The organism is Paenibacillus ilasis (assembly GCF_043195395.1).
Classification (GTDB): domain Bacteria; phylum Bacillota; class Bacilli; order Paenibacillales; family Paenibacillaceae; genus Paenibacillus_AQ; species Paenibacillus_AQ lautus.
Window position 1 is genome coordinate 386371 of sequence record NZ_JBHDJG010000003.1, and the last position, 25865, is coordinate 412235.

The 25865-nt window shown below is 48.7% G+C and carries 20 protein-coding genes; 3 read left to right on the forward strand and 17 right to left on the reverse strand.

What is annotated here, in order from left to right; genetic code table 11:
• Positions 1 to 151 precede the first annotated feature (151 nt).
• Complete coding sequence (locus ACETK5_RS25935) at positions 152 to 1147, reverse strand: NAD-dependent epimerase/dehydratase family protein (RefSeq protein WP_394058696.1); 996 nt, start codon at positions 1145 to 1147, stop codon at positions 152 to 154.
• Positions 1148 to 1286: 139 nt separating this feature from the next.
• A complete protein-coding gene (locus tag ACETK5_RS25940) occupies positions 1287 to 1805 on the reverse strand; it encodes a TetR/AcrR family transcriptional regulator (RefSeq protein ID WP_394058698.1) in 519 nt (172 codons plus the stop codon).
• Positions 1806 to 2050: 245 nt separating this feature from the next.
• On the opposite strand from ACETK5_RS25940, the gene ACETK5_RS25945 reads away from it, so the two are divergent.
• A complete protein-coding gene (locus tag ACETK5_RS25945; RefSeq protein ID WP_394058700.1) occupies positions 2051 to 2521 on the forward strand; it encodes a DinB family protein in 471 nt (156 codons plus the stop codon).
• 122 nt (positions 2522 to 2643) lie between these two features.
• Here ACETK5_RS25945 and ACETK5_RS25950 read toward each other — a convergent pair whose 3' ends face one another.
• The 14 genes from ACETK5_RS25950 to ACETK5_RS26015 all read right to left on the reverse strand — a co-directional run bounded on the left by ACETK5_RS25950 (position 2644) and on the right by ACETK5_RS26015 (position 19789).
• Positions 2644 to 3375 (reverse strand): nucleoside phosphorylase, encoded by a 732-nt coding sequence (locus ACETK5_RS25950; protein ID WP_394058702.1) that lies wholly within the window; start codon positions 3373 to 3375, stop codon positions 2644 to 2646.
• A 1-nt stretch (position 3376) separates the two neighbouring features.
• Positions 3377 to 4051 (reverse strand): sulfite oxidase-like oxidoreductase, encoded by a 675-nt coding sequence (locus tag ACETK5_RS25955; protein WP_394058704.1) that lies wholly within the window; start codon positions 4049 to 4051, stop codon positions 3377 to 3379.
• Positions 4052 to 4148: 97 nt separating this feature from the next.
• Complete coding sequence (locus ACETK5_RS25960; RefSeq protein ID WP_100540538.1) at positions 4149 to 5072, reverse strand: ABC transporter permease; 924 nt, start codon at positions 5070 to 5072, stop codon at positions 4149 to 4151.
• Positions 5056 to 6123, reverse strand: a complete 1068-nt coding sequence (locus ACETK5_RS25965; protein WP_394058705.1) for an ABC transporter permease — start codon at positions 6121 to 6123, stop codon at positions 5056 to 5058. The genes ACETK5_RS25960 and ACETK5_RS25965 overlap by 17 nt, the downstream gene beginning before the upstream one ends.
• Complete coding sequence (locus tag ACETK5_RS25970; protein WP_394059094.1) at positions 6123 to 7616, reverse strand: ABC transporter ATP-binding protein; 1494 nt, start codon at positions 7614 to 7616, stop codon at positions 6123 to 6125. The genes ACETK5_RS25965 and ACETK5_RS25970 overlap by 1 nt, the downstream gene beginning before the upstream one ends.
• Positions 7617 to 7686: 70 nt before the next feature.
• Positions 7687 to 8730, reverse strand: a complete 1044-nt coding sequence (locus tag ACETK5_RS25975) for a BMP family lipoprotein (protein ID WP_100540535.1) — start codon at positions 8728 to 8730, stop codon at positions 7687 to 7689.
• A 991-nt stretch (positions 8731 to 9721) separates the two neighbouring features.
• A complete protein-coding gene (locus tag ACETK5_RS25980; protein WP_394058708.1) occupies positions 9722 to 10090 on the reverse strand; it encodes a mCpol domain-containing protein in 369 nt (122 codons plus the stop codon).
• Entirely contained in the window at positions 10083 to 10697 is a 615-nt protein-coding gene (locus ACETK5_RS25985) for a Cap15 family cyclic dinucleotide receptor domain-containing protein (protein ID WP_394058710.1), read from the reverse strand. The genes ACETK5_RS25980 and ACETK5_RS25985 overlap by 8 nt, the downstream gene beginning before the upstream one ends.
• Positions 10698 to 10811: 114 nt before the next feature.
• Positions 10812 to 11276, reverse strand: a complete 465-nt coding sequence (locus ACETK5_RS25990; RefSeq protein ID WP_394058712.1) for a Mov34/MPN/PAD-1 family protein — start codon at positions 11274 to 11276, stop codon at positions 10812 to 10814.
• Positions 11273 to 13060, reverse strand: a complete 1788-nt coding sequence (locus tag ACETK5_RS25995) for a ThiF family adenylyltransferase (RefSeq protein ID WP_394059096.1) — start codon at positions 13058 to 13060, stop codon at positions 11273 to 11275. Before ACETK5_RS25995 ends, ACETK5_RS25990 begins: the two co-directional genes overlap by 4 nt.
• Complete coding sequence (locus ACETK5_RS26000) at positions 13044 to 14015, reverse strand: CBASS cGAMP synthase (protein WP_394058713.1); 972 nt, start codon at positions 14013 to 14015, stop codon at positions 13044 to 13046. The genes ACETK5_RS25995 and ACETK5_RS26000 overlap by 17 nt, the downstream gene beginning before the upstream one ends.
• Complete coding sequence (locus ACETK5_RS26005; RefSeq protein WP_394058715.1) at positions 14008 to 15015, reverse strand: CBASS cGAMP-activated phospholipase; 1008 nt, start codon at positions 15013 to 15015, stop codon at positions 14008 to 14010. The genes ACETK5_RS26000 and ACETK5_RS26005 overlap by 8 nt, the downstream gene beginning before the upstream one ends.
• Before the next feature lie 491 nt (positions 15016 to 15506).
• A complete protein-coding gene (locus tag ACETK5_RS26010; protein WP_394058717.1) occupies positions 15507 to 15713 on the reverse strand; it encodes a hypothetical protein in 207 nt (68 codons plus the stop codon).
• A 212-nt stretch (positions 15714 to 15925) separates the two neighbouring features.
• On the reverse strand, positions 15926 to 19789 hold the full coding sequence (locus ACETK5_RS26015; protein ID WP_394058719.1) for an RCC1 domain-containing protein: 3864 nt from the start codon (positions 19787 to 19789) through the stop codon (positions 15926 to 15928).
• Between the two features lie 189 nt (positions 19790 to 19978).
• Here ACETK5_RS26015 and ACETK5_RS26020 point away from each other — a divergent pair, with 189 nt between their 5' ends.
• Positions 19979 to 22600 (forward strand): LuxR C-terminal-related transcriptional regulator, encoded by a 2622-nt coding sequence (locus ACETK5_RS26020; protein WP_394058721.1) that lies wholly within the window; start codon positions 19979 to 19981, stop codon positions 22598 to 22600.
• 156 nt (positions 22601 to 22756) lie between these two features.
• Here the strand turns inward: ACETK5_RS26020 and ACETK5_RS26025 are convergent, their stop codons facing one another.
• The gene (locus tag ACETK5_RS26025; RefSeq protein ID WP_326116197.1) at positions 22757 to 24109 is read right to left on the reverse strand and encodes an MATE family efflux transporter; all 1353 of its coding nucleotides are present in this window, start codon (positions 24107 to 24109) and stop codon (positions 22757 to 22759) included.
• Positions 24110 to 24507: 398 nt separating this feature from the next.
• On the opposite strand from ACETK5_RS26025, the gene ACETK5_RS26030 reads away from it, so the two are divergent.
• Positions 24508 to 25782: a chitinase gene (locus ACETK5_RS26030; protein ID WP_394058723.1), complete on the forward strand. Its 1275-nt coding sequence runs from the start codon at positions 24508 to 24510 to the stop codon at positions 25780 to 25782.
• Positions 25783 to 25865: the final 83 nt, after the last annotated feature.

Consider the following 25865-nt stretch of genomic DNA (forward strand, 5'->3'; position numbering starts at 1 on the left):
AAGAAACCGTCCATAAATTTAAGCTGAAGTTTAGCCATTGGATTCACCTCCTTTAAAGAGTCAATCACTCGACGAGTAAGATATTATTCGTTTATTTAATGATTGATTGATCAATTACCAATTCTCGTAAAAAAACTTCTGCATCGCATCGTTATATCGTGGCTGCACCACGCTGTGCGTCTTCTGCTTCCCGAGCACGTTTGCCCATTAAACTCCTCATCGTTGCCGTAATCGCCTGCTCATGCGGCGTCCATTGAATCGGGCCGATCAAGCGTTCATATTTTTCACCGCTCAGCACCAGCGGCTCCTCGGTCAAATACAGCATCTCAACCACTTCTTTCATCACCGGATTGAATAACCCGATTACGGAGAGCCCGATTCGTCCCAGCGGCATCACGGCCTTGCGCTTTCCGGCAGCCTGCTGCGCAATCCGCACCAGATCATGGCCTGAAATCACGCCCGGTCCGGGGATATGCCAGTTCTGCCCATAGGACTCCTCTCTTGTTGCAATCTCCACAATCATCCGGGCGGCGTCCGGCAAATAGACATACTCGCGGGGAACGCTCATATTGCCGATGAAAGCAGTTGGCTTGCCTGCCGCAATGGCTTCCATCGTGACGGATAGATAAGATGCCTGCGCGGAAGGACCGTAATAGTCAGGAAGCCGTACGATAAGAGGCTTCGCCTTATGCCAGCGCGACGAGAATATCAGTTGCTCGTAGGCCAATCTTACTTTGCCCTTACGGGTATGCGGTTTTTTGGGATGATCCTCCGTTGCCTTTTCCATTAAGCGTCTGCCATAAGGATAGATTCCATCGACAACGACAACCTTTGCACCCAGCTTCTCTGCTGCTGTCATGACCGATTCCCCCAGCGGCAGCAGCCTGGACTCCATCTCATGATAGGGAATGTTTGCACTGTGAAATATAACGTCAGCTCCTGCCCCGGCTCTTCGGATATCCTTCGGTTTAAAAGCATCGCCTATTTCTAGCGTAAGCAGAGGGGAATGGCCCAACTGCTCAGCCAGCTCGTTGAGCTTCTGCTTAGAGCGGCCGAAGGCCACTGTTTGGACCCCACGCTTTACCAGCTCCACGGTCAATGGGGCTCCTACGCCACCTGTTGCACCCAACACAATCGCTTTTTTCATCATCAATCTCTCCTTAATTTTATGTTATTTGTTATTATTGATTGATCAATTACAATTAGTTTTAAAAAAATGCCCTTCTTCCACCGCGCACTACCTTTGCGGTACGCGGTGTGGCACTTCAAAGCGCGCTGGGCATTCTCTATCTGATGGGCATCATATTCGGCATATCCATCGCCATGGCTACATTGCACAGCATGCCCCGGGCCAGAAAATCGGAGGTTTTCTTATCGGCATCCTCAAACCCCGCTCGCACAAAGGCATTCTCCACAAGATTCTTTACCTCATTCATTCCCTGCTGCATCGCTTCGCGAATGGGCGCTTCCTGAATCGTCTGGGCCTGCATCTGGAGCAGGATCTCGCTGCGATGCGATTGCACGATTCCTTCGTATGCCTGAATCAAACCCAGCTCCAGATTCTCTGGAGAAGCGGATTTAATCACCGTTTGAAATGCCTTCACGATGCGCTCCCAGGAAACTGCCAGCGACTCCACGAGCAGCGACTCCTTGGTAAAGAACCGATAAACGTAAGGCTGGGATATCGCTGCCCGTTCGGCTACCTGAGCCGTGGTCGCGCGATAATATCCGATCTCTGCAAACACTTCGATTGCTGCCGCCACGATATCATTCCGCCGATTCGCAGAGGTCGACGCTCTAGCCATTCTACCACCCTCCCTTCACTCATTTCATTTATTTATTGATTGACCAATTACTAATTAAACTCAGTATATACGCTCCGCTTTCTTTTTGCAACTACTTTTTTCCGAATTTATCGAATTCAACATCTGGCTATAAGCTTGCGCATAGGGAAGGAATTCGCTAATTCCTATCGAACTGTTTTATGAACCGCGAATAAGGCGGTTGCATGTTAAAGACTTATTCTGCAATCGATCAAGGAGGATGAATCATGAGTCATGAAGGTCAACAGCAATTCGAACGATGGGATAGACACCGTACGGTCTTGCTTCAACTGCTGCAGGACGTACAGAACGAGCATCTGAATTATAAACCGTGGGATAACGCCTATACCTTAGGCGTATTAGCTGTTCATATTGCGGCGTCCTCGGATATGTTCCTGCGCTCCATTGCAAAAGGCTCATTCTCTCCGCCTTCGATTTCCACCCAGTTCGAAACCATCGATGACATTAGAAATATCGTGCAAGCTTCAACCGAATCGTCTACGGCGGTTTTTGCTGAATTGTCCGACAGCCAGCTCGAGCAGCCGCTGGAATTTAACGGGTTCGTTGTCCCGGGAAAAGTGTGGCTGGGCAACATGGTCGATCACGAAATCCACCATAAAGGGCAATTATTCACTTACGTGCGGGCCGTCGGAATCGAAAAGGTTCCCTTCTTCACGGTCCAGCCGCCAAAGCAATAACGATAGGCACTGCTGGAGTTGCTGCTGCAAGTCTCTAGTACTTCCCCAGATTCATCATACTAAAACAAGAAAGCCGGATTTCCTGCAGCTTGCTCTCAGGAAATCCGGCTTTCTTGCCCTTACTAACCCTGCTTCGCCAGTTTCACCACAGCCTGTAGGGCCGTGTTAATCTCGCGTTCCACCGCGTCGGCGACCACATTCGTGTTCGGGTCGTACTCGGCCGCGAGATCGGCGTCGGCAAAGCCGTCCATCGCCACAATCGCGCCGGCGCGAACGCCGCGGATCGCCGCAACGACGTACAGCGCCGCAATTTCCATCTCGACGCCGAGCGCGCCCGCTGCTTTATATTTCTGGTGCGGCACTTCCTCAACACCGTTAAAGAACACGTCCAGGGTTACGGTAATCCCCTTGCGCACCACGCCATCACCGCTCGCGAGGGCGGATTCGTACAGCGCCTCCGCCACCTGGCTGTCCGCAACCGCAGGAAAGCCGTCCGGCACCAGCTGCTTCGTCAGGCCGTCCGTACGGATCGCCGCGGTGCTGACGACAAGGCTCCCCGCAGGGGTGTCCGCACGATAAGACCCGGCCGTCCCGACGCGAATCAATGTCTTAGCGCCCGCGCGAATCAGCTCCTCGAAGCAAACCGCAGCTCCCGGGCATCCAACTCCGTGGCTGGTTACCGCCAGCTCAACGCCTTCATACGTCCCCACGAAGGTGCGGTACTCGCGGCTGAATGCGAGTTCGCGTGCATCTGCGAGCTTACGGGAAATCGTCTCCGCGCGTTTCGGATCGCCGCAGACGATCACAAATTCAGGTATATCCTCTGAGTTCACTTGCAAAATAGGCATCAACATATTAGTCAAACTCCTTACGTGTCCATTCGTCTTCGGGTATATCCAAGGCTTCGCCGCTAAACCGCTCTTCCTTGAACGGGTCCGCTTCATTGTGGAAGCCGTTGCGTTCCCAGAAGCCCGGGCGGTCTTCCTTCATAAACTCGATGCCGCGCAGCCACTTGGCGCTCTTCCAGAAATAGCGGTGCGGCACAACCGTGCGCAGCGGCCAGCCATGCTTGTCCGTCAGCGGCTCGCCGTTGAAACGATAGGCCAGCAGCACGTTATCCTGGAGCAAATCCTCGATCGGTACATTCGTGTCATAATCGGGATCGGCATGAAACATGACATACTTGGCTTCCGGCTTGATCCCCAGCTCCGCTATGAAATCCCGAAACAGGATTCCCTCCCATACCGTATCGAACTTGGACCAGCGGGTGACGCAGTGAATGTCAGTGTTCACGGTTACCGTTGGCATCGCCATAAGATCTTCATAGGTAAACGTCCGTTCTTCTTCGACTTCGCCGAATACCTTGAGGGTCCATTCCGACATGTCGTAATGAGGAACCTCCCCTTCGTGCAAAATCGGGAATTTCTCGGTCAGCGTCTGCCCCGGCGGCAGCTTGGCACGCTGCTCCTCGGTCAGGTTGCCCACCACCACCGGCTTCATTTTTTTCAATCGTTCTGCTTTTTTGTGCACCAAGTTCATCTCCTTTACGCTTTGTCGGCTTTCGCATCCGCTTATCGTCTGGATGACTTCAATCACATCACAGGTTGTCGCGGCGCGGCATACGCGCCTATCTGGAGCTTGTGCCCTGCTTCAGCGCGTCCTGCTGGAAGCTTTTATCCTTAAAGAAGAACATCGCCAGAATCGTGACGACATAAGGCAGCATCTGCGTGAAATGCGTAGGCAGCGCCAGCCCCTGGAACCGGATGCTGAGCGCATCCATAAAGCCGAACAGCAGGCTTGCCGCCGTCACCCCAAGCGGACCCGATTGACCCAGCATCGTCGCTACGAGCGCGATAAAGCCGCGTCCGGCCGTCATGCCTTCCGTAAACATCGTCACCTGTCCAAGCGACAGCTGCGCGCCAGCAAGCGCACATAACACGCCGCTCGCCAGCACGGCTCCATACTGGTACCGTCTCACACGGATGCCCACGCTTTTGGCAGCGAGTGGATTCTCGCCGGCAGCCAGGAACCGGAAGCCATTCTTCGTGCGATAGAAATAATACCACATGAGGCCCGCAATCAAAAACGACAGATAGACAAGCGGCGTCAGGCCGGCCAGTATCGGACCGATCACCGGAATATCCTCGATAATCGGAATGTTCCATTTTGGCAGCCCGACCATCGTATTGTCATAAAATGCACCTTTTACATCAAAAATAGCCCGTAAGCTAAACGTGGTCAATCCGGCCGCCAACGCATTCATCGCGATACCGACCACAATGACGTTCGCCTGCAGATTAATGCTGAGATACGCAAAGATAAAAGAGAAAATCGAAACAATCGCAATCGCGAACAAAATCGCATAAAAGACGTTGCCGAAGAAGTGGTTCCCCACCACGGCGGAAAAAGCGCCCAGCAGCATAAAGCCTTCCAAACCGACGTTGAACAATCCGACGCGCGAACACAGGGCACCGCCGAGGGCCGCAAGCAAGATCGGAGTGAGCACGCGGAGGGCCGAGTTGATTAGAGCAAGATCAAACAGCTGTTCCATCGGATTTGTTCCCCTTTCTGCGCTTCAGGAAGCTGTATGTGAATCGGGCGGAAATAAACAGAATCAGCACGGATTGGATGATCGCTCCTACCTCAAGCGGCACTTCTGTATTCCGTTCCACGCCCATACCGCCTGTCTGCAGCGCGGCCAAAAAGATCGATGCAATCAGCGTGCCGATCGGATGCGATCCTGCCAACAATGCAGCCATAATGCCCGTCCAGGCATAGTCGGCCGTAGATAATGCACCATCGATATAACGATACTGGGAGCCCAGAATTTCAACGGCCCCGCCAAGTCCGGCCAAGCCCCCGCTGAAGAACATCGCGCCAAGCATCATCGGACCGCGCTTAACGCCGCCAAACAGGGCAAACAGCGGATTGCCGCCAAGCATCCGTACCTCGTAACCGATCACGGAGCGCTTCAACAGCACGAATATAATCAACGCGGCCAGCACCGCGAGCACAAAGCCTACATGCAGCGGCATGCCGGAGATCAGCTTCGGCAGCCAGACGCTGTTATCCAGCATTTCGGATTGCGCCATCGCAGCGGAGCCCGAGCGGTCCTTCAGTGGATAGGCGACCAGATAGCCCGCAAACAATACGGCCACATAGTTCAGCAGCAGCGTGGAGATCAGCAGGTTCACCCGGAACCGGGCATCAAAATATCCGGCCATCACCGACCATAATCCGCCCGCAATCACACCCGCAAGGATGGCAGCGATGCACACCAGCCAGCCGGGGCCCGGCATATACAATCCAACCAATGCGGCAGAAAGTGCGCCAAACACCATCTGACCTTCGGCGCCAAGGTTAAAGAAACCTGCCCGAAAAGCAAACGCCGCGCCCAGACCGATCAGAATGATCGGGGTCGCCCGGGACAGCGTATTCGTAAAGAAATACATGCCGCCGAAGGCACCCTTCCACATCTCCGCGTAAGTCTGCAGGATATCGCCGCCGGCAATCATGATCGCGATGGCTCCGGCAAGCAGCCCAACAATGATGGCGGCAATCGGCTGGAGCAGCGGAAGCGTAAATTTTGTCCATTTATTCATTACAAGGCTCCTCCCGCCATCAGCAGTCCCAACTTCTCTTCTGTCGCTTCCTTCGCCGACAGCTCGCCCGCGATCCGGCCTTCAAACATAACCAGAACCCGGTCGGACAGCTTCAAAATTTCTGTTAATTCCGATGATACCAGCAGAATTCCCGTCCCCTCTTCACGCCGCTTGAGCAGCTCGCCATGGATTGTCTCCATGGCTCCGATGTCGACGCCCCGCGTCGGTTCGGCAGCGATCAGGAACGGGGTTCCCTGCTCCAGTTCCCGTGCGACGATCAGCTTCTGCAGATTGCCGCCGGATAGATATTGCGTGCTGGTCTCCAGAGATCCGGTCTTGATCGAGAACTTCTGAACCCATCCGGAAACCAGCGAACGAATGTCCTTCAGATTAAGGAAGCCGCCCTTCTGCAAGCGGCGGTGGTGCCCCATAAGCCCGGTGTCCATCACGGTTGCCGTTCGATTAGCACCCCATACATAGCGATCCTCCGGAATATGGGCTAATCCGTGCTCCCGTATTTCCCTTGTCGACATGCCGGTTACGTCCTTGCCCGAAACGGCAATCCGGCCGCTGTCCGGCTGAGCCAGACCGGAGATCACCTGCAGCAGTTCGGATTGCCCGTTGCCTGAAATACCGGCAATCCCGACAACCTCGCCTGCCCGCACTTCCAGGTTTACGCCGTCCAGAACCGGCTTTCCTTTCGTTCCGCGGATCGAAACGTCCGATACTTCCAGCACCTTCTCACCCGGCGTGATCGGCTTGCGATCTAGCTCCATGAGCTCACGGCCGACCATGAGACGGGAAAGCTCATGGGCATCGGTGTTTCCCTTCTCGACTACGCCTGTGACGGCGCCGTCACGGAGCACCGTGATGCGATCGGCCACATCAAGGACCTCGTTCAGCTTATGACTGATCAGAATAAAGCTCTTTCCCTGTTTGGAGAGCTGTTTAATGGCATCCAGAAGCTCCTGAACCTCAAGCGGCGTCAGCACGCCCGTCGGCTCATCCAATATAATGATCTCGGCGCCCTGATACAGCACCTTCAGTATTTCAACCCGCTGCTGCACGCCGGGGGCGCTGCTGCTAACGGTGGCGCGCGGGTCCACTTTCATGCCGTATTTTTCGCAGAGTCCTTCCACGATCTTCACGGCTTGCTTGCGGTCAAACCCGGCACCTGATCCCGGCTCATTGCCGATTACGATATTCTCAGCGATCGTAAACGTAGGAAACAGCATGAAGTGCTGGTGCACCATGCCGATGCCGCCTTGAATCGCGTCAAGCGGGCTTGCAAACGAAACTTCCTTGCCATTCAGCCGAATCTTACCCGAGGTTGGCTGCTCCATCCCGTACAATATCCGCATCAGCGTTGTTTTGCCTGCACCGTTTTCCCCGACAATCGCATGAACCTCACCCGCGCGCAGCGAAAAATCAATGCCGCGGTTTGCGCTAAACTCGCCATACTTTTTCGTAATATTGTCCATCTGGAGTAGCATCGAGTCATTGCCTTCCTTTCGCTTCTGAATGAAAGACCGACTGCTCATGTGCAGCCGGTCCAGGTGAGAACTAATTTTGTTCCAATGCGTTCGTTACTTTAATCTTTCCGGCGATAATATCGTCGGAAATCACCTTAAGCTGATCTACGATGTCTTGTCCAATAAATGGGTTAAGCGGTGTTTTGCTCTCATGGGTTACGTAGGTAAGACCCACGCCACCTTCTTTCAGACCGTAATCACGAATATCGAATGAGTATTTGTCTTCTGCAAAGTCTTTAACCGTTTCGTAGACAACAGCGTCTGTCCCTTTCAATTGTGCAAGCACAACGTGCTCGGGATCCGTGCCCGTGTTATCCGTATCTTGTCCTGAAGCGTAGAAGCCTTTCTCTTTCGCGGCTTCGAATACGCCCAAATCACCAACAGCGGAAAGGCCTGCAACGAAATCGGCACCTTTGGAGTTCTGCAGGAGTGCGAGTTCCTTCGCTTTAGCCGGATCTGTGAAACCGCCGACGTAGTTAACGAAAATTTCAACGTTAGGGTTTACCGATTTTGCACCTTCTGCAAAGCCGGTCATATATTTATGCATAATCGGAATGTCGTCTGCAACCACGTTGCCAACCTTGTTGGTCTTCGTAGCCAATCCAGCTGCTGCACCAAGCAGGTAAGCTGCTTCATGTTCACGGAATACGACGCTGCGGACATTCGGCAAATCCACGACCGTATCGATAATGGCAAAAGGCACGTCCGGATTCTCCGGTGCAACCTTCTTCAATGCATCTTCCATCTGGAAGGTGGATGTGATGATCAAATCATATTTTTCGGCAACCGCCGTACGCAGGTTTTGCTCAATCGAAGCCGGGTCTGTCGATTCAATTGTTTTCACTTCAACATTGAAATCAGCAGCAGCCTTCTGCAATCCTTCGTCCATCAATGCAAAGAAAGGATTCACGCCGATCTTCTCAGGGAGAACAAGTGCAATGCGTTTCTTATCTTGAGATCCATTCGAACCGCCATTAGCTGCACCACTGTCAGTAGACTTATCATCATTGCCGCAACCTGCAAGCAATCCAACGGATAATACGAGTGTTAATAGAATTGACCATGTCTTTTTCATTTCCTGACCTTATCCTCCTAGATGAGCACTTTTTTATACTATTATCCTATGGTATAGACAAGCAGATGTCAAAACAAAAATTTTAGCGTTTTATGTAGTTTAATGTGTTTTTTAGCAAAAATTTGGTGGAAAACTGCAGATATCACAGAACATTACCTTATCCAAATGTCGATAATGTTCGGAATTTGCAAGATGAAATCTCTATGTAAATGACTAGAATTGACTAGTTTAGAATAAGCGATGAATCATACAACTACTTCCTCGATACTTCATCGTCTGTCAATCTTTTATATAAACACTGTTTAAACCAACTTCCCCGAGATTGATTTGGTGATTCCAAATTATCCGAATTCGGAAAATATTTCAGCTAATAGGTTTTGTCTCAGTCTGCTTCTTTGTGACTTTTTCTCTGATTATAAGATGTATGGCTTACCCTTTATCTCAGATTGTTCCCATCTCCTCATTCTAAAAATGAACCGCTATGCCCTTCAGGTTGTCAGCTAACATCTTCTATTGCCCCCTTTGTAAAATAAATAGAGCTGACGCGATTAGCGCAGCTCCTTCTTCGCTTGATTTAACTCAGAACGTAATAAACTCTTCAGTAAGTTCGTTATTTTGATTGAGTATGAAGATAAAAACACCATCGTTATCCCCTTCTAAGGTGACGCGATTATTCGTCACATCCTAGCGATAGTGGCGCTAATTGAGAGTATCGACCAACTTTCCGGTGACAGCGTTACGGGGTATTCCTTAATCCATACCTTTTAAGATATTAGTGAGATCAGGAAATTAAGTTACAGTCGATCTGCCAAAGTAAATTATATTTCTAAGAACGATATGTGGCACCTCATATTACTAAGCATCCTTAAGCGAATCTACAATCTGTTTGAAATTAAGAGCAGAAATCCACTTTAGAATCCTGTTCACATTCGAAACGTCAGAGACATATCGATAAATACTTGCCGGTCTATTGTTGAGAATTTTAACCTTTTTATTTTATGGTGACATTTTTACCTGCGGTCTTTGCTTTCCTCAAGTTTACCAAGCAATCTACAATCGTTTCCCCTATTCCTGCACTTAGTGTTTCATTACTCGAATTCTGGAATGAAAATCTTATATTATTAGTGAATTCTTCTATTTCGGCAATATTTGTGATGTTGGTACCAATTAATATATCATCGCAACCACTCATTAGTAATACGTACTTGCTGCTACTAGTGATTTTATTTTTTATAATTTTAATTGATTCTTGAATCGTTTCATGGACCTCTTGGGCTTTAATCAGATCACCGCATAATAAATTATATTCAATTTTATCTCCAATATTATCAGCATCAAATCTAATATAGTATCTATACATGTATATTTCCTCCATGAGCTACATGATTCTTTATTTGCTCGAATGTTGAATAGTGCCTATCTTTAAAGTGACATAAACTTATTATTCCTGAGGTTTTATTTCTGGTCCAGTATTTACCATGCAAAAAAGCCGATTCATCTCTAATTACTCTTAATTCTGATACACCTTGCCTTAAGTCTTCTTCATTACTTAACAGATCGGAACAATAAAAATATGCTAAAATAACCTCATCTTCTTTTTCTTTAAATTCTAATTTTTCTATATAAGATTTACCGCAATAGTTCTCTGTAAATGTTTTAATATGAAGATTCAAAAATTGTTGTTTTATAACAATATAAAACTCGATATCGTCAACACTTTTACCATTCTCATCCAACCAGTCACTTTTAAGTGTTCCTACCCATGTACCATTTAGATTAGGCACTTTAAATAGTAAATTAAACACAGGTAGAGACCAAGCGAACTTGAAATATAATATCCAAAGTATACTAACAACCGTTAGGGCTGGGCTTATTGATTTGAGGAAATTACCTTCAAAAAAATACAGACAAATAAAAAAAACAATGACATATAGTAATATAGATACCTTTATAGTTTTATTTATCATACTCGTGTTCATTTTAATCTCCATTCCTGACTTTGCCATTATTGTCCTTCAAAATTATTTAAGATTTAAGTTCTTTTTCATTATCTAGCAATCATTCAAGGAATTAATATCGTGTTAGAAAGGTAACAACTGAGTTATATGTTTTTCACCTCTGCAACTTACTCCAACATAATTATCCCTCAAGCCGATAATGACCATAAATAAGAACTTATGATCCAAAATTGAGTCTTCCATCATACCTATAATCAATTTACGGTCAGTCAAAGAGGGTATAGGATTTGCTTCAGGGTGTGTATGCCATTCACCAAGATAACGAACTTCCCCACACGATTGTTTCCAAGCTTCCTTAACAATCCTCTGAGCACGTTCAACATTTCGGTCAAAAAAGTGACGTCCTGACCTATCTTCATTGCTGGGTGTCGTGATTTGATCAATGACAATCCTACCGTCTCCATAAATACGACCTAGTAAAATTCCACCAGACTCCGGTTGTTCCTTTTTGACTTGTCGATAAGAAAGGAAAATCTTAACCACTTCCGGTGTGAAGGTCAATCGATAGTTTCCAAACCCATACTTCATGGTTCACATTTATCGCATAAACCGATTTCTTCAATCGGTACTCGCCATGCTGAATAGGATGGGGTATTTTTCCATCTACTTGCGATCTTTCTTCCCTGCTCTTGTTGAACTTTTACATTTCCTACCCATGTGTAAACCATATTCTTTTGGACTTTATTTGCTCGAATGTCGTCTATGAAAATGTTAAGGTCATAAATAAATCGTTTTAAATCGGCCACGCCATAAGGAGTATAAGAACTCTGGCACCCAGCTTCTCTTTTAGAATACTGACTCGTATCATATAGTACGCTTCTTGGGTACCTGCGATTAGCATCAAATAAACAATTAAAACAACCAGGATAAGAGGGATCAGCATAGATGGCATGACCGCCTGCAACGTACGGTTCAACCCATACGAATAACATCGTAGTGCTTATAATACCCTCTCGCAGAAGAATACTAAGTCGGTGTTCGATTGCATAAGACCCCAATGCAACGATAGAAAGATCAAAAGAATTCAAGAGACTGGTTTCTTTAATCAATGTGTGCAAGATATCCTGTTTTCTGACAGTGATATCAAGATGGGGAAAGTGTTGTCCAAGCGAATGTTTTAAAGCGTGAGCTTTATTTTTTCCAACGTATGAAGCACCACAGCTATGACGAGCTATATTCTCGAAATTCAACCGATCTGGATCTATAAGCAATACTCGCCTGACACCGGTCTCGACTAAAGCTTGACTAAGGTGACTACCAATTGATCCGCAACCAATCATGGCGATACTAGGATTATGGTAAGTTAATCCATCCCCGCCTCGATTGAACAAACGTTTCGCGTCAACGCGTTCTACGAAGTATTTATCAATCGCTAATTCACCATAATCGCGATTTAATTCAAGTTGGGCATGCCTTTTGCCTGGTCGAAATCCATTTAATGAATCTTGTAGTCTATGTTTTCCTCGAAAGACTGTTGTCCGAAATTTAGAGTTCTTAGCGTGTGTCCAAGCTCCCATTATATAGCCATTTCGATATGGAATTGAAAAAACAATGAGTGAAGGTCGTGCGTAACGATTTAGGAATGATGTTAAATCCTTAATGGTTATTTTTCCATATTCGATAAGTCGTCTGTACATTTCTCGATTATTGGTTGGAAACGGGGGCTTTCCTAAAGAAGATAGAGGCTGAAACCACGCTTTGGTAGCCTTACCTTGCATCTTTCCATCGAATTGAGAAATCCATCGTTGCCCTTCCTCAAGAGACTCTGAAACCAACGAAAGTTCATCATCATTTTTTCGGAAATGAAGCCAATAGATTTCTTTCGAGAGACCATCTGGGGAAATCAAAGAATAAATCTTATGTTTGGTTTCTTGCACCCAATAGCTCTCAAATTCATCGATAAAATCAGTATCATTCTGTTGTGTGAAGCCTTCATTGAGTAAAAAGAAGGACCGCTCAATCACTGCATCGAGGAGCTCTATTGGCTGTTCTGCGTTTGGATGGGCTTCGTTTTTATCGAATAAACACAATTCCTGAAAGCGATCTAAATGAGGGATAGGAAACAACTCAGAAAATAAGGGATCCATAATAAAGACACTGGGAAACTCATCAGGAAAATTAAAAGGTAAACATAAAATGAATGTAAAGCATTTAATTTCAATAACTTTTTCAATTTGCAAAAACTTCACATATTTAGGATTATCCTTATAAGGAGAAGGAACCTCCACCGCTTCATGAGTATGTTTGAGATGGAGTGCGGCCTGTTCCAGCACCCCATCGTAGTATTCTTTTAAGTTAGGCCGAGCGACCATGATTGCCAAGTATCGGTGGAATTGAGGATTTGATCACGACAGAGTTCTGTTCAGAATCGGTATCGTCACCATCGTATTCAGGGAAGCGGTCACCAAATACTTTAATCCATTTTTCGGAAGATTCGGACTTCTTGCTATGGGCGACGGCAGCGTTCCCCTTTTGAATAAGGTCATTCAGCTTATTTAGGAAATTATCCCTACGTGTAACCGACCAATCTTCAAAAAGATCTTCTCCCGGGAATACTGGCCGAACCAATTTATAATCATCATTTAACGTATCATAAATTCGCTTAGCAGTTTCAACAAGTGCTATATCGTCTCGTTCGTTGGCTTCAAAGTCATTTGCGGCTAAGATGGTCAGGAACATCCCACTAGGCATCTTAACCTCCCCTTCTTTCTTATCCTTCCATGCTTTCAAGTACCGTACAATACGCTTTAGCTGATTCCCCTTGTCGCTCACTTCCCCATTAAACCATTCAGTTAGTAGCTTTGGATCACTGTCGATCCATCCCTTGGATCGGTGGGCAAGCTTAGGATGTTCATCTTTTCTCTTTACATAAATAGGAAAATCTATATGATACTCGTTTTTATAAATAACACGTACACAAGTAAGCTTATCTTCAGGAGGAGTATCGGTATGACCATCAACGGCATCTACAATCCATTGATGTACCTTTGATGGTGAGTTCCAATCATCTTCATCTTTATCTTTCAAATGTTCCAGATACACACCATCGTCAATATCAAACTCACCATTAATTGGTACTATGGTGGTGTTCATAGAATACGAGCCTTGACCATAAAAAAGAGGCTCTTTAAATCCGAGTGTCTCCGTGAAATGCTTTCTAATTTTTTGACGAAGAGCATTTCGAGACTTACGTAGTTGATTTTTCTCATCTTGGGAAAGGTAAATATGATCGTGAAAAGAAATGAATAGATCATGACAATCAGACATAAATAGGCTCCTCCTTAGTAGTTTTGACAAAAAAATTGATAAGTTCTTGCTCCTCTTTGTACTTATTGAACACTTCTTCTCCTTTCTCGGAGAGTATCGAGATTGCTTTTGGATACGCCTTGTCCAAATCAATGTGTCTCTTTTCGGCTTTCGTTAAAGGAAGGCTTGGAATTCGGAGATACTTCCCTTTTATCGATTCCAGTAAAAAGAGAATGTGATAATGAACCGATTCACTTTGAGTGTCCATCATCAAACTAAATAGCTTATCTTTCCATTTAATAAAAGGAGGCCGTCTTTTCATTTTACCTAATTCGAATTTCACATTGTCATGCAAGGTAGATAATGAGAGCAGAGAGAAATCATCATATTCTCCCTTGTCTTTATAGTACCTTATGTATTCTTGGATACCGAATAAAGATGGATTGTTAGCAACCAGTCCTCCATCTACGAATTCTTCCATGCCATCTTCCGTTTCAAATGAGGTGATAGGGAGAAACATAGGAGCAGCAGATGTGGCTAGAGCAACATCGACTAGTCGCTTTTGATTGTCTTTGGTTAATGTAGGGACATGATCTGATTTAAAAATGCGTGCTCTACCTTTGGTCATGTTAACGCTGGGGATCAGTACGTTAGTGTGACAATCGCCTATAGTACGTTCCTCAAAAACACGTTCTAAAGCTAGTTTCAGCTCTTTGTTATCGTATTTTGTTGTAGCTATAACGTGTTTAAATCGTCTCAAAGAGTGCGAAAAATTGCTTTTGTAATGAAATATTTTAGGTCCTGCTTCCTTATAGAATTGAACAATCGTCTTAGCTGGGACTCCCGAGGCCACAGCTAAAGCAATTATGCCGCCAGTAGATGTTCCACAAATTAGGTTGAAATGTTTCCATAATGGACCATATCGCTCTTCCAATTTTTCTATAACCGTAGCCGAGTAAAGCCCTTTAATTCCCCCACCATCAATAGAAAGGATTCTATAGGTTTTGTTAGCTTCAGACAATAGAGCCTCCCCTTTCAGTTGTTAAAGAAGGAAAATCCCCCTATATTTACTAGTCATTTATTACTAGGATTATTATACTACTTCAGATATCAGGTTTAAAGTAACACTTTGGATTAGAAAATATGATTGACTTTTCAATAGATAAGTGAATATATGGATATACACTTAACGCAAGCTTCTCCGTTGGGAAGTATCATTCGCTTGTGAAATTTATCTCATAATCCAAGAACACGAATTGTTATCGAATTTCTTAAATTAGCTTGATGGTGATGTTGTTACGTTGGTAAGACAAGACAGAGGAGTTTGCAATTTTTATTCCTTTAAGTTTCTGACTGTTCCAAAATTTCAACCAAGTTCCAAATAAATAACGAGATTGCAGACCCTTTTACTTTAGGAAGTCGGAAGGGAGTTGTTCATTTTCCAGGACATTTCCATGCATCTCTGCGGAAATTGGCCATCACAAAACAGGCAGTACTCCCAAGGCTCGGAGTTCACTGATACGAGTTCACGTAATTTTCTACTGCTTCCATAGACACATCCGTTGTCTTTGGCGTATCCACTTTTCCAAAGCAGGCCCAGTGCTTCTTTGCTAAGGCAGTAGAAAGCCCTATCTGTCCCATCAGGTAACAGTTTAACCTCATGATTCGCTCCACCATCGAGATCCCCAGGTTCGTCTTGTCAGCTCCCGGATCTCTCATTGAATTGAGAGTTCGTCATAGGCGCCAAGCGTACCGCTGCCTGTTAGTTTGGCAGGAGACGCATTATTTCAAATTCTCGCTATCCTCCAAACACACCTGCGAAAAAGGATGCCTGACGGCATCCTTCTAATGCTTGATTTCTATTTAAATGAAAAGTATAGACGTTGTTCCTCGAACCTGCATCCATCAACCCAGCCAATCTGTGTTTAGTATCAATCGATCAGCTCTGCGGCCTTCAATAACCGCTGCAGCATGACGGCGGCCTCGCCTCGGGACAGCTTTTGCAGCGGCTTAAGCCCCGCGTCGGTTCCTTGGGCAATTCCTTGTTTCACAAGGACTGCCGCAGCCGGTTTGGCCCAATCGGACAAGTCCTCACGGTCTCGGAAAGAGGAAAGGACGGTTGCTGCTTCCATCTCATTCACGGCACTCGTTATTCCTGCCAGCTTCATCACTCTCGCCATGACCGCCATGGCCTCTTGACGCGTAATGCCTTGATCTGGACGGAAACAGCCGTCCTCATATCCCTGAAGAAACTCATACTGCACGGCTTGTGCAATGACGCCGCTATACCAGTCGCCTGCGCTGACATCCTGAAAAGCAGGGATTTCGCCCTTCGCCTCAGGCAAACCGAGTGCCCTCACGATCATGGCAGCAAACTCCGCACGGTTCACTTGAGCATTCGGCGCGAAATGAAGCGCCGCAGACTGATTCGTACTTGTGCCTGCCGCAGCGTCGACAAGTCCGTTTCCGTTAAGGATCATTCGCGAAGCAAGATCGTTCACGGCATCCTTGGACCAATGAAACGAAACATCGGCAGCGCTCGCTTGATGAGATATGAAAGCAACGGTTCCAGCAGCTAGACGGTGCAGAACGGCCTCGCTGCTTCCATCCTTCTTCATCTCTATTCGCGTCGGTATATGATAGAAAACTCCGTTCTTATCCAACCCAACAGCTGTATTCATTGGGGCAGACAGTCCCTGTGGCCAAGAAATTCGGTGCTCCACATATTGTGGAAACGGATTTAATTGCAGGGATATGTCATGAACCTTAGCTGTAATCTCAAAATCGACTGGCAAACCGACAAGGGTTATGCCCGATTGCAGCGCGGCCTGCTGAGCGGCCCTTACCTTAACTGCATCGCTGGCAGCCATCGTCAGTATCACCGACATTTGATCCGCCGCTATCGGCTGATCCAGACTTCCCGACTTCTGCCAGCGCGATGACGCCATCACGGCAGCAGGAACATGGTAGGTACCGAGAACGGATCGGATTTCAATGGTGCCCTGCTTAGCGTCAAGAAGGTCAATTGCAGCACCGTTTATTTCCAGGGAGACATGATCTGCAGGCTGTGCAAGCGCAATAACGATGACCGGATTGTAGTCCACGGTCTTTAAACGGGCTTCCAGTTTTGCCGTATCCAGCTTCATCGAAACGACGGTATGTCCATCGGTCTCATGGAACAAGCCTGTAACCATCCCTTCCTGAGATTCATCGTTTAGCGTAACTCTGACATTCACCCTATTCTCTGATGGCGTCGCACTGCCTGATGAACCTGAATTAGCGTATCCCGAGCCGGATCCAGTACCTCCAGGAGACGAACCTCCCCCTGGTTCTTCAGGCGTTCCACCTCCGGTTGATGACGCTCTTGTCACCATCAATCTGTATTTCAGGTGCTGGCCATCCGGGGCTGTCACAACGATCTCGATGACATGGTTGCCGACGGAAACCGGCAATTCCGGGCTCTCCTGACCGGAGAGGATATCGATCGGCCCCACTTCCAAATCCCCGGCTTCCCCGTACACGCTGACCGTTACCTGCACACGGGCGTCATACACCTGGGCAGTCACCGTGAGGCGATCATTTTCGTTGGCTACCTGTGCCTTGTAATCGTAGTGATATCTATTGAATTCAGGGCTCAGACCGACTTCCCCTCCAGGTGAATTCAGCCCCAATGCTTGCAAGGTGGCGTCATACGCCGGGGCAGCAGGTTCCCTGACCGTAAAGCTCCAGGTATCAGCTCCTTGAATTCCGGTGAAATAGGTGCCCGAATGGTTACCGGTAAAAGCCCCGGACTCGATCTCGACATAATAGGTCGTTCCATAGTCGAAGCCAGTCGACGGGTCTAGGGTCACCGCATTCCCGAGTACCGCTACTTTACCTGCATCGGCTGCATCGATGCTCTCCACAACGCGCTGATCCGAAGCTTGCCTAATCGTAATCGATTTACCGGACACAACCGTCACGTCTTCATTAAAGACAACCCGCAAGGTCGCATCTCTTTCCACGCCGACAGATTGATGAGCCGGCATATACGATACCGCCGTAAGTTCGATCGGAGCCGGGTTCTTGTTCCATTTGGCATACAGCGTGACATCCTGCGTACCGAAGGTAAGCTTGCCGCCGGCCGGATAATCGATCCCGCTTCCGTCGGCCTCCGTATTCCAGCCGACGAAGGTAGATCCATCCTTGCCCAGTTGGCCTGTATTGCCCGCCACAACCGTTTCGTCGCCTCTGGCAAACAAACCGCTGCTTACCGGAACATTCCCTGCGGTATGTCCATTGCCGTCATAGGTTAACGAGTAGATTTGCGGCCATTTGGTTGTCACCTTCAGCATGCGGTATGCGCTTTTCCTGCCCACGGCATCTTTGGCAATGACGTTAAAATAAAAATCCGTGCCTTCCGTAAGTCCGTTGACCACAAGTCCGGTTTGATCCGCCGTGTAGCTTCCGACCGGCATTCCGTTCCTCTCCATTTGACTGACATCCCCGACGTTCGGGCTGCCGGATAGATATAACAGATATTGCAGCTCGTGCTGCTCCGTCATATTGTCCGAGGCTCTGGGCCATTCCAATCCAACCGAGTCGGCCGTGATGCTGTACGGATTCAGCATCCCGCTGCCGATATCCGGCGCCGTGGTATCCAGCACGGCCTTCGTCAGGGTAGGAATATCCCTGGTATTGTTGTATGTGCCGTCTCCGATCTGGCCTCCGGAATTCAAGCCCCATCCCCAGACGGTTCCATCCTTCTTCATGGCCACACTATGAAAGCCGCCGGCGGAAATCTCGCGTACATGCTCGATCCCCGGCACAAGGACCGGAATGAGGCTGGAAACAGTCGAACTCAGGCCAAGCTGCTTTCGACTGTTATCCCCCCAGCTCCATACATTTCCTGCCCGGTCCACTGCAAGGCTGTGATAACCTCCTCCCGCAACGGCTACGATATGCTGCAGGTTTCGAACCTGCACCGGTCTCGTCCGGTGCGTTCTCGTACCGTCCCCAAGCGTGCCGTACGTGTTGCTTCCCCAGGCCCATACGGTACCGTCTTGTTTAACGGCCAAACTGTGGGAACCCCCGGCAGCGATCGCAATGACGTCCGTCAGCCCGTCAACCTGCACCGGAACGTATCGGTCCGTCGTCGTCCCGTCGCCAAGCTCCCCGCTTCCGTTCACGCCCCAGGCCCATACGGTACCGTCCGATTTCAGCGCAAGACTGTAGTATCCCCCAGCCGCAATCGCCTTCACATCGCTTAGACCGGTCACCATAACCGGAGCGTTTTGTTGTATCGTCGTTCCATTGCCCAGCTCGCCGTTGTCGTTTTTCCCCCAAGTCCATACGGTGCCGTTCTCGGAAAGCGCCATGCCGTGATAGCCCAGTCCGCCCGAGATGGCCTTGATCCCGCTTAAACCCGCAACTTGCACGGGAGCGTTCACATTCGTTATCGTTCCAATTCCTAACTGTCCGTTCTCGTTTGCCCCCCAAGTCCATACCGTTCCGTCCTGCCTTAGCGCCATGGAGCTGCGGACGCCGGAGTGAATGTCAATGACATGGTTCAAATTCTTCGCCATGACCGGAGTCGTCCGGGTATTCCAGGTGCCATCACCCAGCTGCCCCCTGTCCCCGTACCCCCATGAGTAAACTTCACCGCTGCTTACGAGCGAAACGGTGTGATAGTAACCGGCAACAAGCTTCGGCGCAACCGCGGTGGCCGCGAAGGCTTGCCGGTATCCGAATACCCAATCCATCTGCATCAACAGCAAAGCTATACATAGCAGGATTTTCCCTGAACGCTTGATCATAATCTCCTCCCTATTCTTCAGCGCCTGATCAACCACATTCCCGGTCGGGACCGCGGTACCAAAGATGCTATCAAATTAATAGAAGGGAAACGATTGACAAACGTTAACTTTTCATCATTTTTTTCATATAATCTAGTTATCTTGACTCAAATTTCGTAAAAATAACGTTCGTATATTGCGAGGGTACCTATGAAATTACTGACCGATTCACCTATTCTGAAAATGAAAATAAGCCTTCCCGGGTTAAAAAAGCATCTCATTCACCGGGATCGACTTATTCAAGCGATGACAGCAGGCCACAATGGACAATTGACTGCCATTATTGCCCCTGCCGGATACGGCAAATCGACGCTGCTCGCCCAATGGGCTCATGAAAGCAACGAACGATGCGCTTGGGTGTCACTGGATGAACGGGATAACGATCCCGTCCGCTTTTGGCGATACGTTGCGGCCTCGCTGGCCTCGGTTCTTCCCAGGCAGCAAGGAGAGCGGCTTATGAACCATATGCATCTGCTGCCAAGCGCCTCGATTGAAACCTTTTTGGACACGCTGATCAGTGAATTATACGAGGAGCCAGAAGCCCTCAATCTCATTCTCGAGGACCTGCACAGCATTCACTATAAGGCAATCCATGAGGGAATATCCTACTTGATTGATTACCTCCCTGAGCATATTCATCTATTCATCTCATCCCGAACCGAGCTTCCATTCCCCACGATGAAAGGGATGGTTAACCATGAGGTCAACCATATCGGCATGAAGCAGCTGGAATTCACCTCCGATGAAACCGAGCGCTTTTTCCGGCATGAATCAGACAGCAGCCAGCCCCGTCTATCTCCGATGCAACTGGATACATTGCTTAATCAAACGGAAGGCTGGATAACCGGGCTCCAGCTTGCCTCGCTTTCCCTTCGAGCCGGCAACGATCTGGAGCCATTCGTCGAAGATATGAAGGGAAATCAACTTCTGATCTCAAAATATCTGTTTCAGGAGGTGATAGGCAGGTTACCTTCCGAGGTGCTCACTTTTCTCCTGCAGACCGCAGTCCTATCCGAGCTTCATCCTCAGGTGTGCGATGCTGTAACCGATCTCAGCGAGAGCCGCCCGATGCTGGAGGAGCTGCTGAAGCTGAATCTGTTTCTGGTTCCACTGGATGATCATCACACCTGCTTTCGCTATCATCATCTGTTCTCGCAGTTTCTGCTGGACCTCCTGCTGCGTGAATATAACGGGGAATATATAAAGCGTCATCGGCTTGCCGGGCAATATTACATTTCCATCGGTTCAATGGATGAGGCCATTAACCATATGTTTGCAGCACAGGATATGGAGAGTGCCGTGAACTTGCTGGAGCAGCATATGCAAACCGTGCTTGAACGGGGGGAAATGGCTACCTTGCTTGAATGGTTTGACCGCATTCCATCCCCATTTTCGATTACGCTTGAAATGTCATTAGCACATGCCTTTATTGTGGTTCTGGCAGGGGATCTGGAGCGGTCTGAGGTCATGCTGTCCCGGATTGAAGAAACGTGCGCCGCACTCGCGGCATCGGATCGACGGGAGCAGCTCCGAAGCAGCATCCTGTTCGTGCGTTCCAATCTTGTTTTTCTAAACGGGGACTTCGGTAAATGGTTCGCTTTCAGCGAAGGCATCCTCGACAACCTGTTGCCCGACAATCCGATATACTACCAGTTTGATTACAACCGACGGGAGCCTTACGTAAGACGTACACCGCTTGGCATGAAAGGAGCTCTTTCCGCCGATACGGAGAGGATCGCACATCTGTTTACCGGTGTGCTGGAATCCCATGGATGGGAGCATTCGCTCATGAATTTATATGTCAAGCAGTCCTTGTGCGAGGGGTATTATGAATGGAACCGGCTTACCGAATGCCGTCAGCTGCTGGCGCAGATTCGAAACGCGCCCCCCGTCAAAGAAACGATGGGTTTGTTCGTGCCGCTTCATATAACCGATGCCAAGCTGTACGCTGCGGAGGGCAAGTTTCATCTGGCCCATTATGCTCTGGATGAAGCGTGGACCGCTGTCCTTGCCAGGAAAGCAAGCTCATGGCTTGCTCCATTAAAGGCTATACGGTGCATGCTCTATATCCGGGAAGGGCGTATATCCGAAGCCCGGAAGGAAGCTGCAGGCCTCCCCATTTCCGTCAAGGACAGACCAACCTATAGCCGGGAAACCGAATATTTGGTTCTCGTTCGCCTATTAGGCAAACAGCGCAGAGAAGCCGAGGCGCTTCACCTCCTGGAGCTGTTAAAACCCCAGGCTGAGCGCGAACAGCAGCGATCCAGCATCATAGAGATCACAGGCCTGCAAGCGCTGATGGAATATCAGCGTGGTCAGCGAAAGCAGTCCCTTCATCTCCTTGGCGACGCATTGCGTATAGGAGCACAGAACGGTTATGTCCGTTCCTTCCTCGACGAAGGAGAGGATATGTACCAACTGCTGAGGCTGTACGCAAACCACCAAGGACAAGCAATCGACTTAAAGCCGGAGCAGCATCAGCTGCTTGAATATGTACGCATACTGTTGGAGTATTTCCCTGATTATTCTCAAGCGGATCCTTCATCCGATAAGGTATCCACGCCTGTTCTCCCGGAACAACTGAATCGGAACGAAATGAATCTTCTGCGTCTGATCCGGCAAGGTGCCGCCAATAAACAGATGGCCGCTGCACTTGGCCTGTCCGAAGGAACGATCCGGGTATATTTATCCAGACTGTATGGCAAGCTCGGCGTGACTACCCGCACGCAGGCTCTGGTTAAAGCCCAGTCATTAAACCTGCTGGAGGATTGATGCGGGGGCCCCAATACCATACCCCAATACAAGAATTGCTTACGCGTCGCTGAAAACTTATACATTCTGTAATCTCTAAAAAAGGAACTCCGGTCGGTCCGTGGACCCGGGGTTCCTTTTACTTTATCGATTTTCCTTAAGACAACCGTCTATCCATCATGAGCTGAAGGATCGTATCCATTTGAATCGGTTGACCTTTACGATCGCCACAAAACACTTCAGAATCTGATCGGACTTCAAGCAAATGAATATGGCGAGCGGTGATAAATGGAACACGAACGCGCATAATGCCGATGAGGGCAGCACGATCAGCCACATAAAAATCAAATCGTTGTAGAGCACAAAACGGGTGTCTCCCCCGCTTCGCACAATGCCCGTCAAGGCCGGCATCTGATAAGCGGTTCCGACTACGGTGATCGACAACACCGTCATGAAATGCAGCGCGAGGGTTTTCGCCTCATCGGATATGGAGTAGAAGCCCAGCACAAAATCCTTAATCACAAACAGCACAGCGCCCGTCAGCAAGCCGAGAAGGATATACAGAATCTGCAGCGTTTTGGCATAGGATATGATTTTGTCCATCAAACCTTCTCCGATGGTCTTCCCAATCAGCACAGCCGTTGCGCTGGCCGAAGCGTATACGATGACAGTCACCATCTGGAAAATCGTTGTGGCAATGCTGTTCGCGGCAATCGCCGATTCTCCCATATGCCCCAGGATGGCGGTTTGTGCCGCCATGGCAAGCCCCCATATCGTGTTGGACAGCAGAATCGGGGAGCCTACACGAATGTATTGTTTGAAGAGCTCCATATCGAACTGCAGGAAATCCTGCATCTTCAGCAAGATTTTACGGTCAAACCGCTTAATATAAACGATGACGATCACGCATTCAATGATCCTGGCCGTCAGGGTAGCGATAGCCGATCCGGCTACGCCCAGTTCAGGAAAACCCAAATACCCGTAGATGAGGATATAGTTCAGGCAGATGTTGATAATCAGGGTCGATAACGATACCACAAAGCCGATTTTTACCGTTTCCACGCTTCGCAGTGAAGCCAGCAAGGAATTGGTGACGGCAAAAAAGATATAAGAGAAACAGATGATTCGTAAATAGTCCACGCCGGCGGCTATGACATTCTCTTCCTTCGTAAACAAGGACAATACCTCATGCGGGAAAAAGAACACAATTGCCCATAACACAATACTGAGAAAAATGGCCATGCGCATGCCGATGCTTGCCGCTTTTTTGATGGAGCCTAGATCCTTCGCTCCCCAAAATCTGGACGACATGATGACCAATCCTTCGCATACGCCCAAAACCAGCATGTGCAGCAGGAATTGGATCTGGTTCGCGAGGGCAACGCCTGATAGCGCCGATTCACTGTATCCTCCCAGCATGACGTTGTCCGACAAGTTCACGCCGACCGATATCAGGTTCTGCATCCCGATCACAAGCGTCAGCCAGAAAAAACTTTTGTAGAACCCCTTTTCGCGAACAAATAAACTCATGTCAGTTAACCCTTCTTCGTCTATAAGATGATGAATCTCTAATATATATGAAATTACGCAAATGAACAGAACAAAATGGAGTGAGGCATCCTTTCCATAGATTAGTAGTTTGATAGATTCATAAACATAATAACATTATAATGTTTTTACATTAAAAAACTAGTCATCAAGTTGGAGGATGCTGCGAATGCCGGTATTCGAACTTCGACGGTATCCTTGGTGATTCCACAGCAAATCCCCTGCCTATCGTCACATCTCAACCCGCTTGGTCGCGCTGGAGGTTCCCTTCAGTGTCAACCGCGCGTAACATCGTGGGATTTCCTGACTATGTACAAAACAACATACCGTATATATGATGGCAGTGTAATCCAATCCCAATGATATAGAGGAGAATGTGTATGACCGTATGGAAATATCCGTTATCTCGCAGCATGATCCAGCGAAGTATGATTGCAGCCCTCGGCGCTGCGCTCCTCATGACCCCGCTTCATGCCTTTGCAGCCGATGAAGCGCCCCAAGCCGAGGCATCACCAACGAAAACGCCATCCAGCACCCAATCCAGCCCCTCGGGTCCAGCACAAATCACGGCGAATCCCATCCGTTCCCTGGCGATCGGGGAGCACCGGCTAATCAGCCGCAAGGAGATCGACCAGAACTGGGACGGGCTCGATCCGGATTACACGCCGGAGAAGGCGATCGCAGCCGTTAAAGCGCTGCTCTCGGAGGAAGATTTCGAGGCGTTGTTCCCTTACCGGCTAGGTTCGGCGGAATGGTATAAAGTCGCCAAGGGCAAAGAATACTACAAAGCCGATCAGACGGACTATTTCTCATACGATAATCTCATCCACGCGGTCGCGGAGGTCTCCAATCTGAAGATCAAGATCAACACGCGGCAAGGAACCCCTTCCGCGCAGGAGATTTACCGATTAGACAAGGACGCCCGCGTTGAAACACTCGTTGTGCGTTCAGCTGACTTCCATGCGGCTGAGAACCTTAACCAAGCGATTGAAACCGTTATCATTGACGGTGGCACTTTCCTGAAGGAAGGCTTCAAGAAGGACCGCAAGCGCGAGCTGGCAGCCTTCCTCGCCAATCTGTCCCACGAGACGGGCGGAGGTTGGGCGACCGCTCCGGGAGGACCGCTCCGTTGGGGGTTGTTCTGGAACGAGAACATCGCCGGCCGGACCGGCGTCAACAAGGATGCCTTCGTCGATCCTGACAGCGCTGAGCTGTATCCCGGAACACCAGACAAACGCTATTATGGACGGGGACCGATCATGCTCAGCTGGAACTTCAACTACGGCCTGTTCAGTTCCATCATTTATGGAGACAAAAGCGTGCTGCTGGACCATCCGGAGATCGTTGCCGCTGACGGCAAGATCGGCTACATGACCGCCATCCTGTTCTGGATGACGCCGCAGGACCCGAAGCCTTCCGCCCATGACGTGATGGTTGGCAGATGGAAGCCTTCCCCGCTCGAGAAGTTCAGAGGGCTGGGCGATCCCGGCTTCGGCACGACCGTGATGGTCTTGAACGGCTTGGAAGCCAACCTCGGTGAAACCGAGGGCAGCCCGGTACAGCGGCGCGCCGGCCATTACCGAGATATTACAAGCCGTATGGGCGTTGATATTACCGGTGAGAAAGTAGATACTTTGGGAATGAGACCCTTCTGATACGAACCGGTCTCACGGATAGGCTGGAACATATTTGATGGTATCAAATGGATGTTTTCTGCCTCCACTGCCACAGGGCGATG

Coding starts and splice junctions, on each gene's coding strand:
- ACETK5_RS25935 (WP_394058696.1), bottom strand. CDS start 1,147: ATGAAAAAAGCGATTGTGTTGGGTGCAACAGGTGGCGTAGGAGCCCCA.
- ACETK5_RS25940 (WP_394058698.1), bottom strand. CDS start 1,805: ATGGCTAGAGCGTCGACCTCTGCGAATCGGCGGAATGATATCGTGGCG.
- ACETK5_RS25945 (WP_394058700.1), top strand. CDS start 2,051: ATGAGTCATGAAGGTCAACAGCAATTCGAACGATGGGATAGACACCGT.
- ACETK5_RS25950 (WP_394058702.1), bottom strand. CDS start 3,375: ATGTTGATGCCTATTTTGCAAGTGAACTCAGAGGATATACCTGAATTT.
- ACETK5_RS25960 (WP_100540538.1), bottom strand. CDS start 5,072: ATGGAACAGCTGTTTGATCTTGCTCTAATCAACTCGGCCCTCCGCGTG.
- ACETK5_RS25965 (WP_394058705.1), bottom strand. CDS start 6,123: ATGAATAAATGGACAAAATTTACGCTTCCGCTGCTCCAGCCGATTGCC.
- ACETK5_RS25970 (WP_394059094.1), bottom strand. CDS start 7,616: ATGCTACTCCAGATGGACAATATTACGAAAAAGTATGGCGAGTTTAGC.
- ACETK5_RS25975 (WP_100540535.1), bottom strand. CDS start 8,730: ATGAAAAAGACATGGTCAATTCTATTAACACTCGTATTATCCGTTGGA.
- ACETK5_RS25980 (WP_394058708.1), bottom strand. CDS start 10,090: ATGTATAGATACTATATTAGATTTGATGCTGATAATATTGGAGATAAA.
- ACETK5_RS25985 (WP_394058710.1), bottom strand. CDS start 10,697: ATGATAAATAAAACTATAAAGGTATCTATATTACTATATGTCATTGTT.
- ACETK5_RS25990 (WP_394058712.1), bottom strand. CDS start 11,276: ATGAAGTATGGGTTTGGAAACTATCGATTGACCTTCACACCGGAAGTG.
- ACETK5_RS25995 (WP_394059096.1), bottom strand. CDS start 13,060: ATGGTCGCTCGGCCTAACTTAAAAGAATACTACGATGGGGTGCTGGAA.
- ACETK5_RS26000 (WP_394058713.1), bottom strand. CDS start 14,015: ATGTCTGATTGTCATGATCTATTCATTTCTTTTCACGATCATATTTAC.
- ACETK5_RS26010 (WP_394058717.1), bottom strand. CDS start 15,713: ATGAGAGATCCGGGAGCTGACAAGACGAACCTGGGGATCTCGATGGTG.
- ACETK5_RS26015 (WP_394058719.1), bottom strand. CDS start 19,789: ATGATCAAGCGTTCAGGGAAAATCCTGCTATGTATAGCTTTGCTGTTG.
- ACETK5_RS26020 (WP_394058721.1), top strand. CDS start 19,979: ATGAAATTACTGACCGATTCACCTATTCTGAAAATGAAAATAAGCCTT.
- ACETK5_RS26025 (WP_326116197.1), bottom strand. CDS start 24,109: ATGAGTTTATTTGTTCGCGAAAAGGGGTTCTACAAAAGTTTTTTCTGG.
- ACETK5_RS26030 (WP_394058723.1), top strand. CDS start 24,508: ATGACCGTATGGAAATATCCGTTATCTCGCAGCATGATCCAGCGAAGT.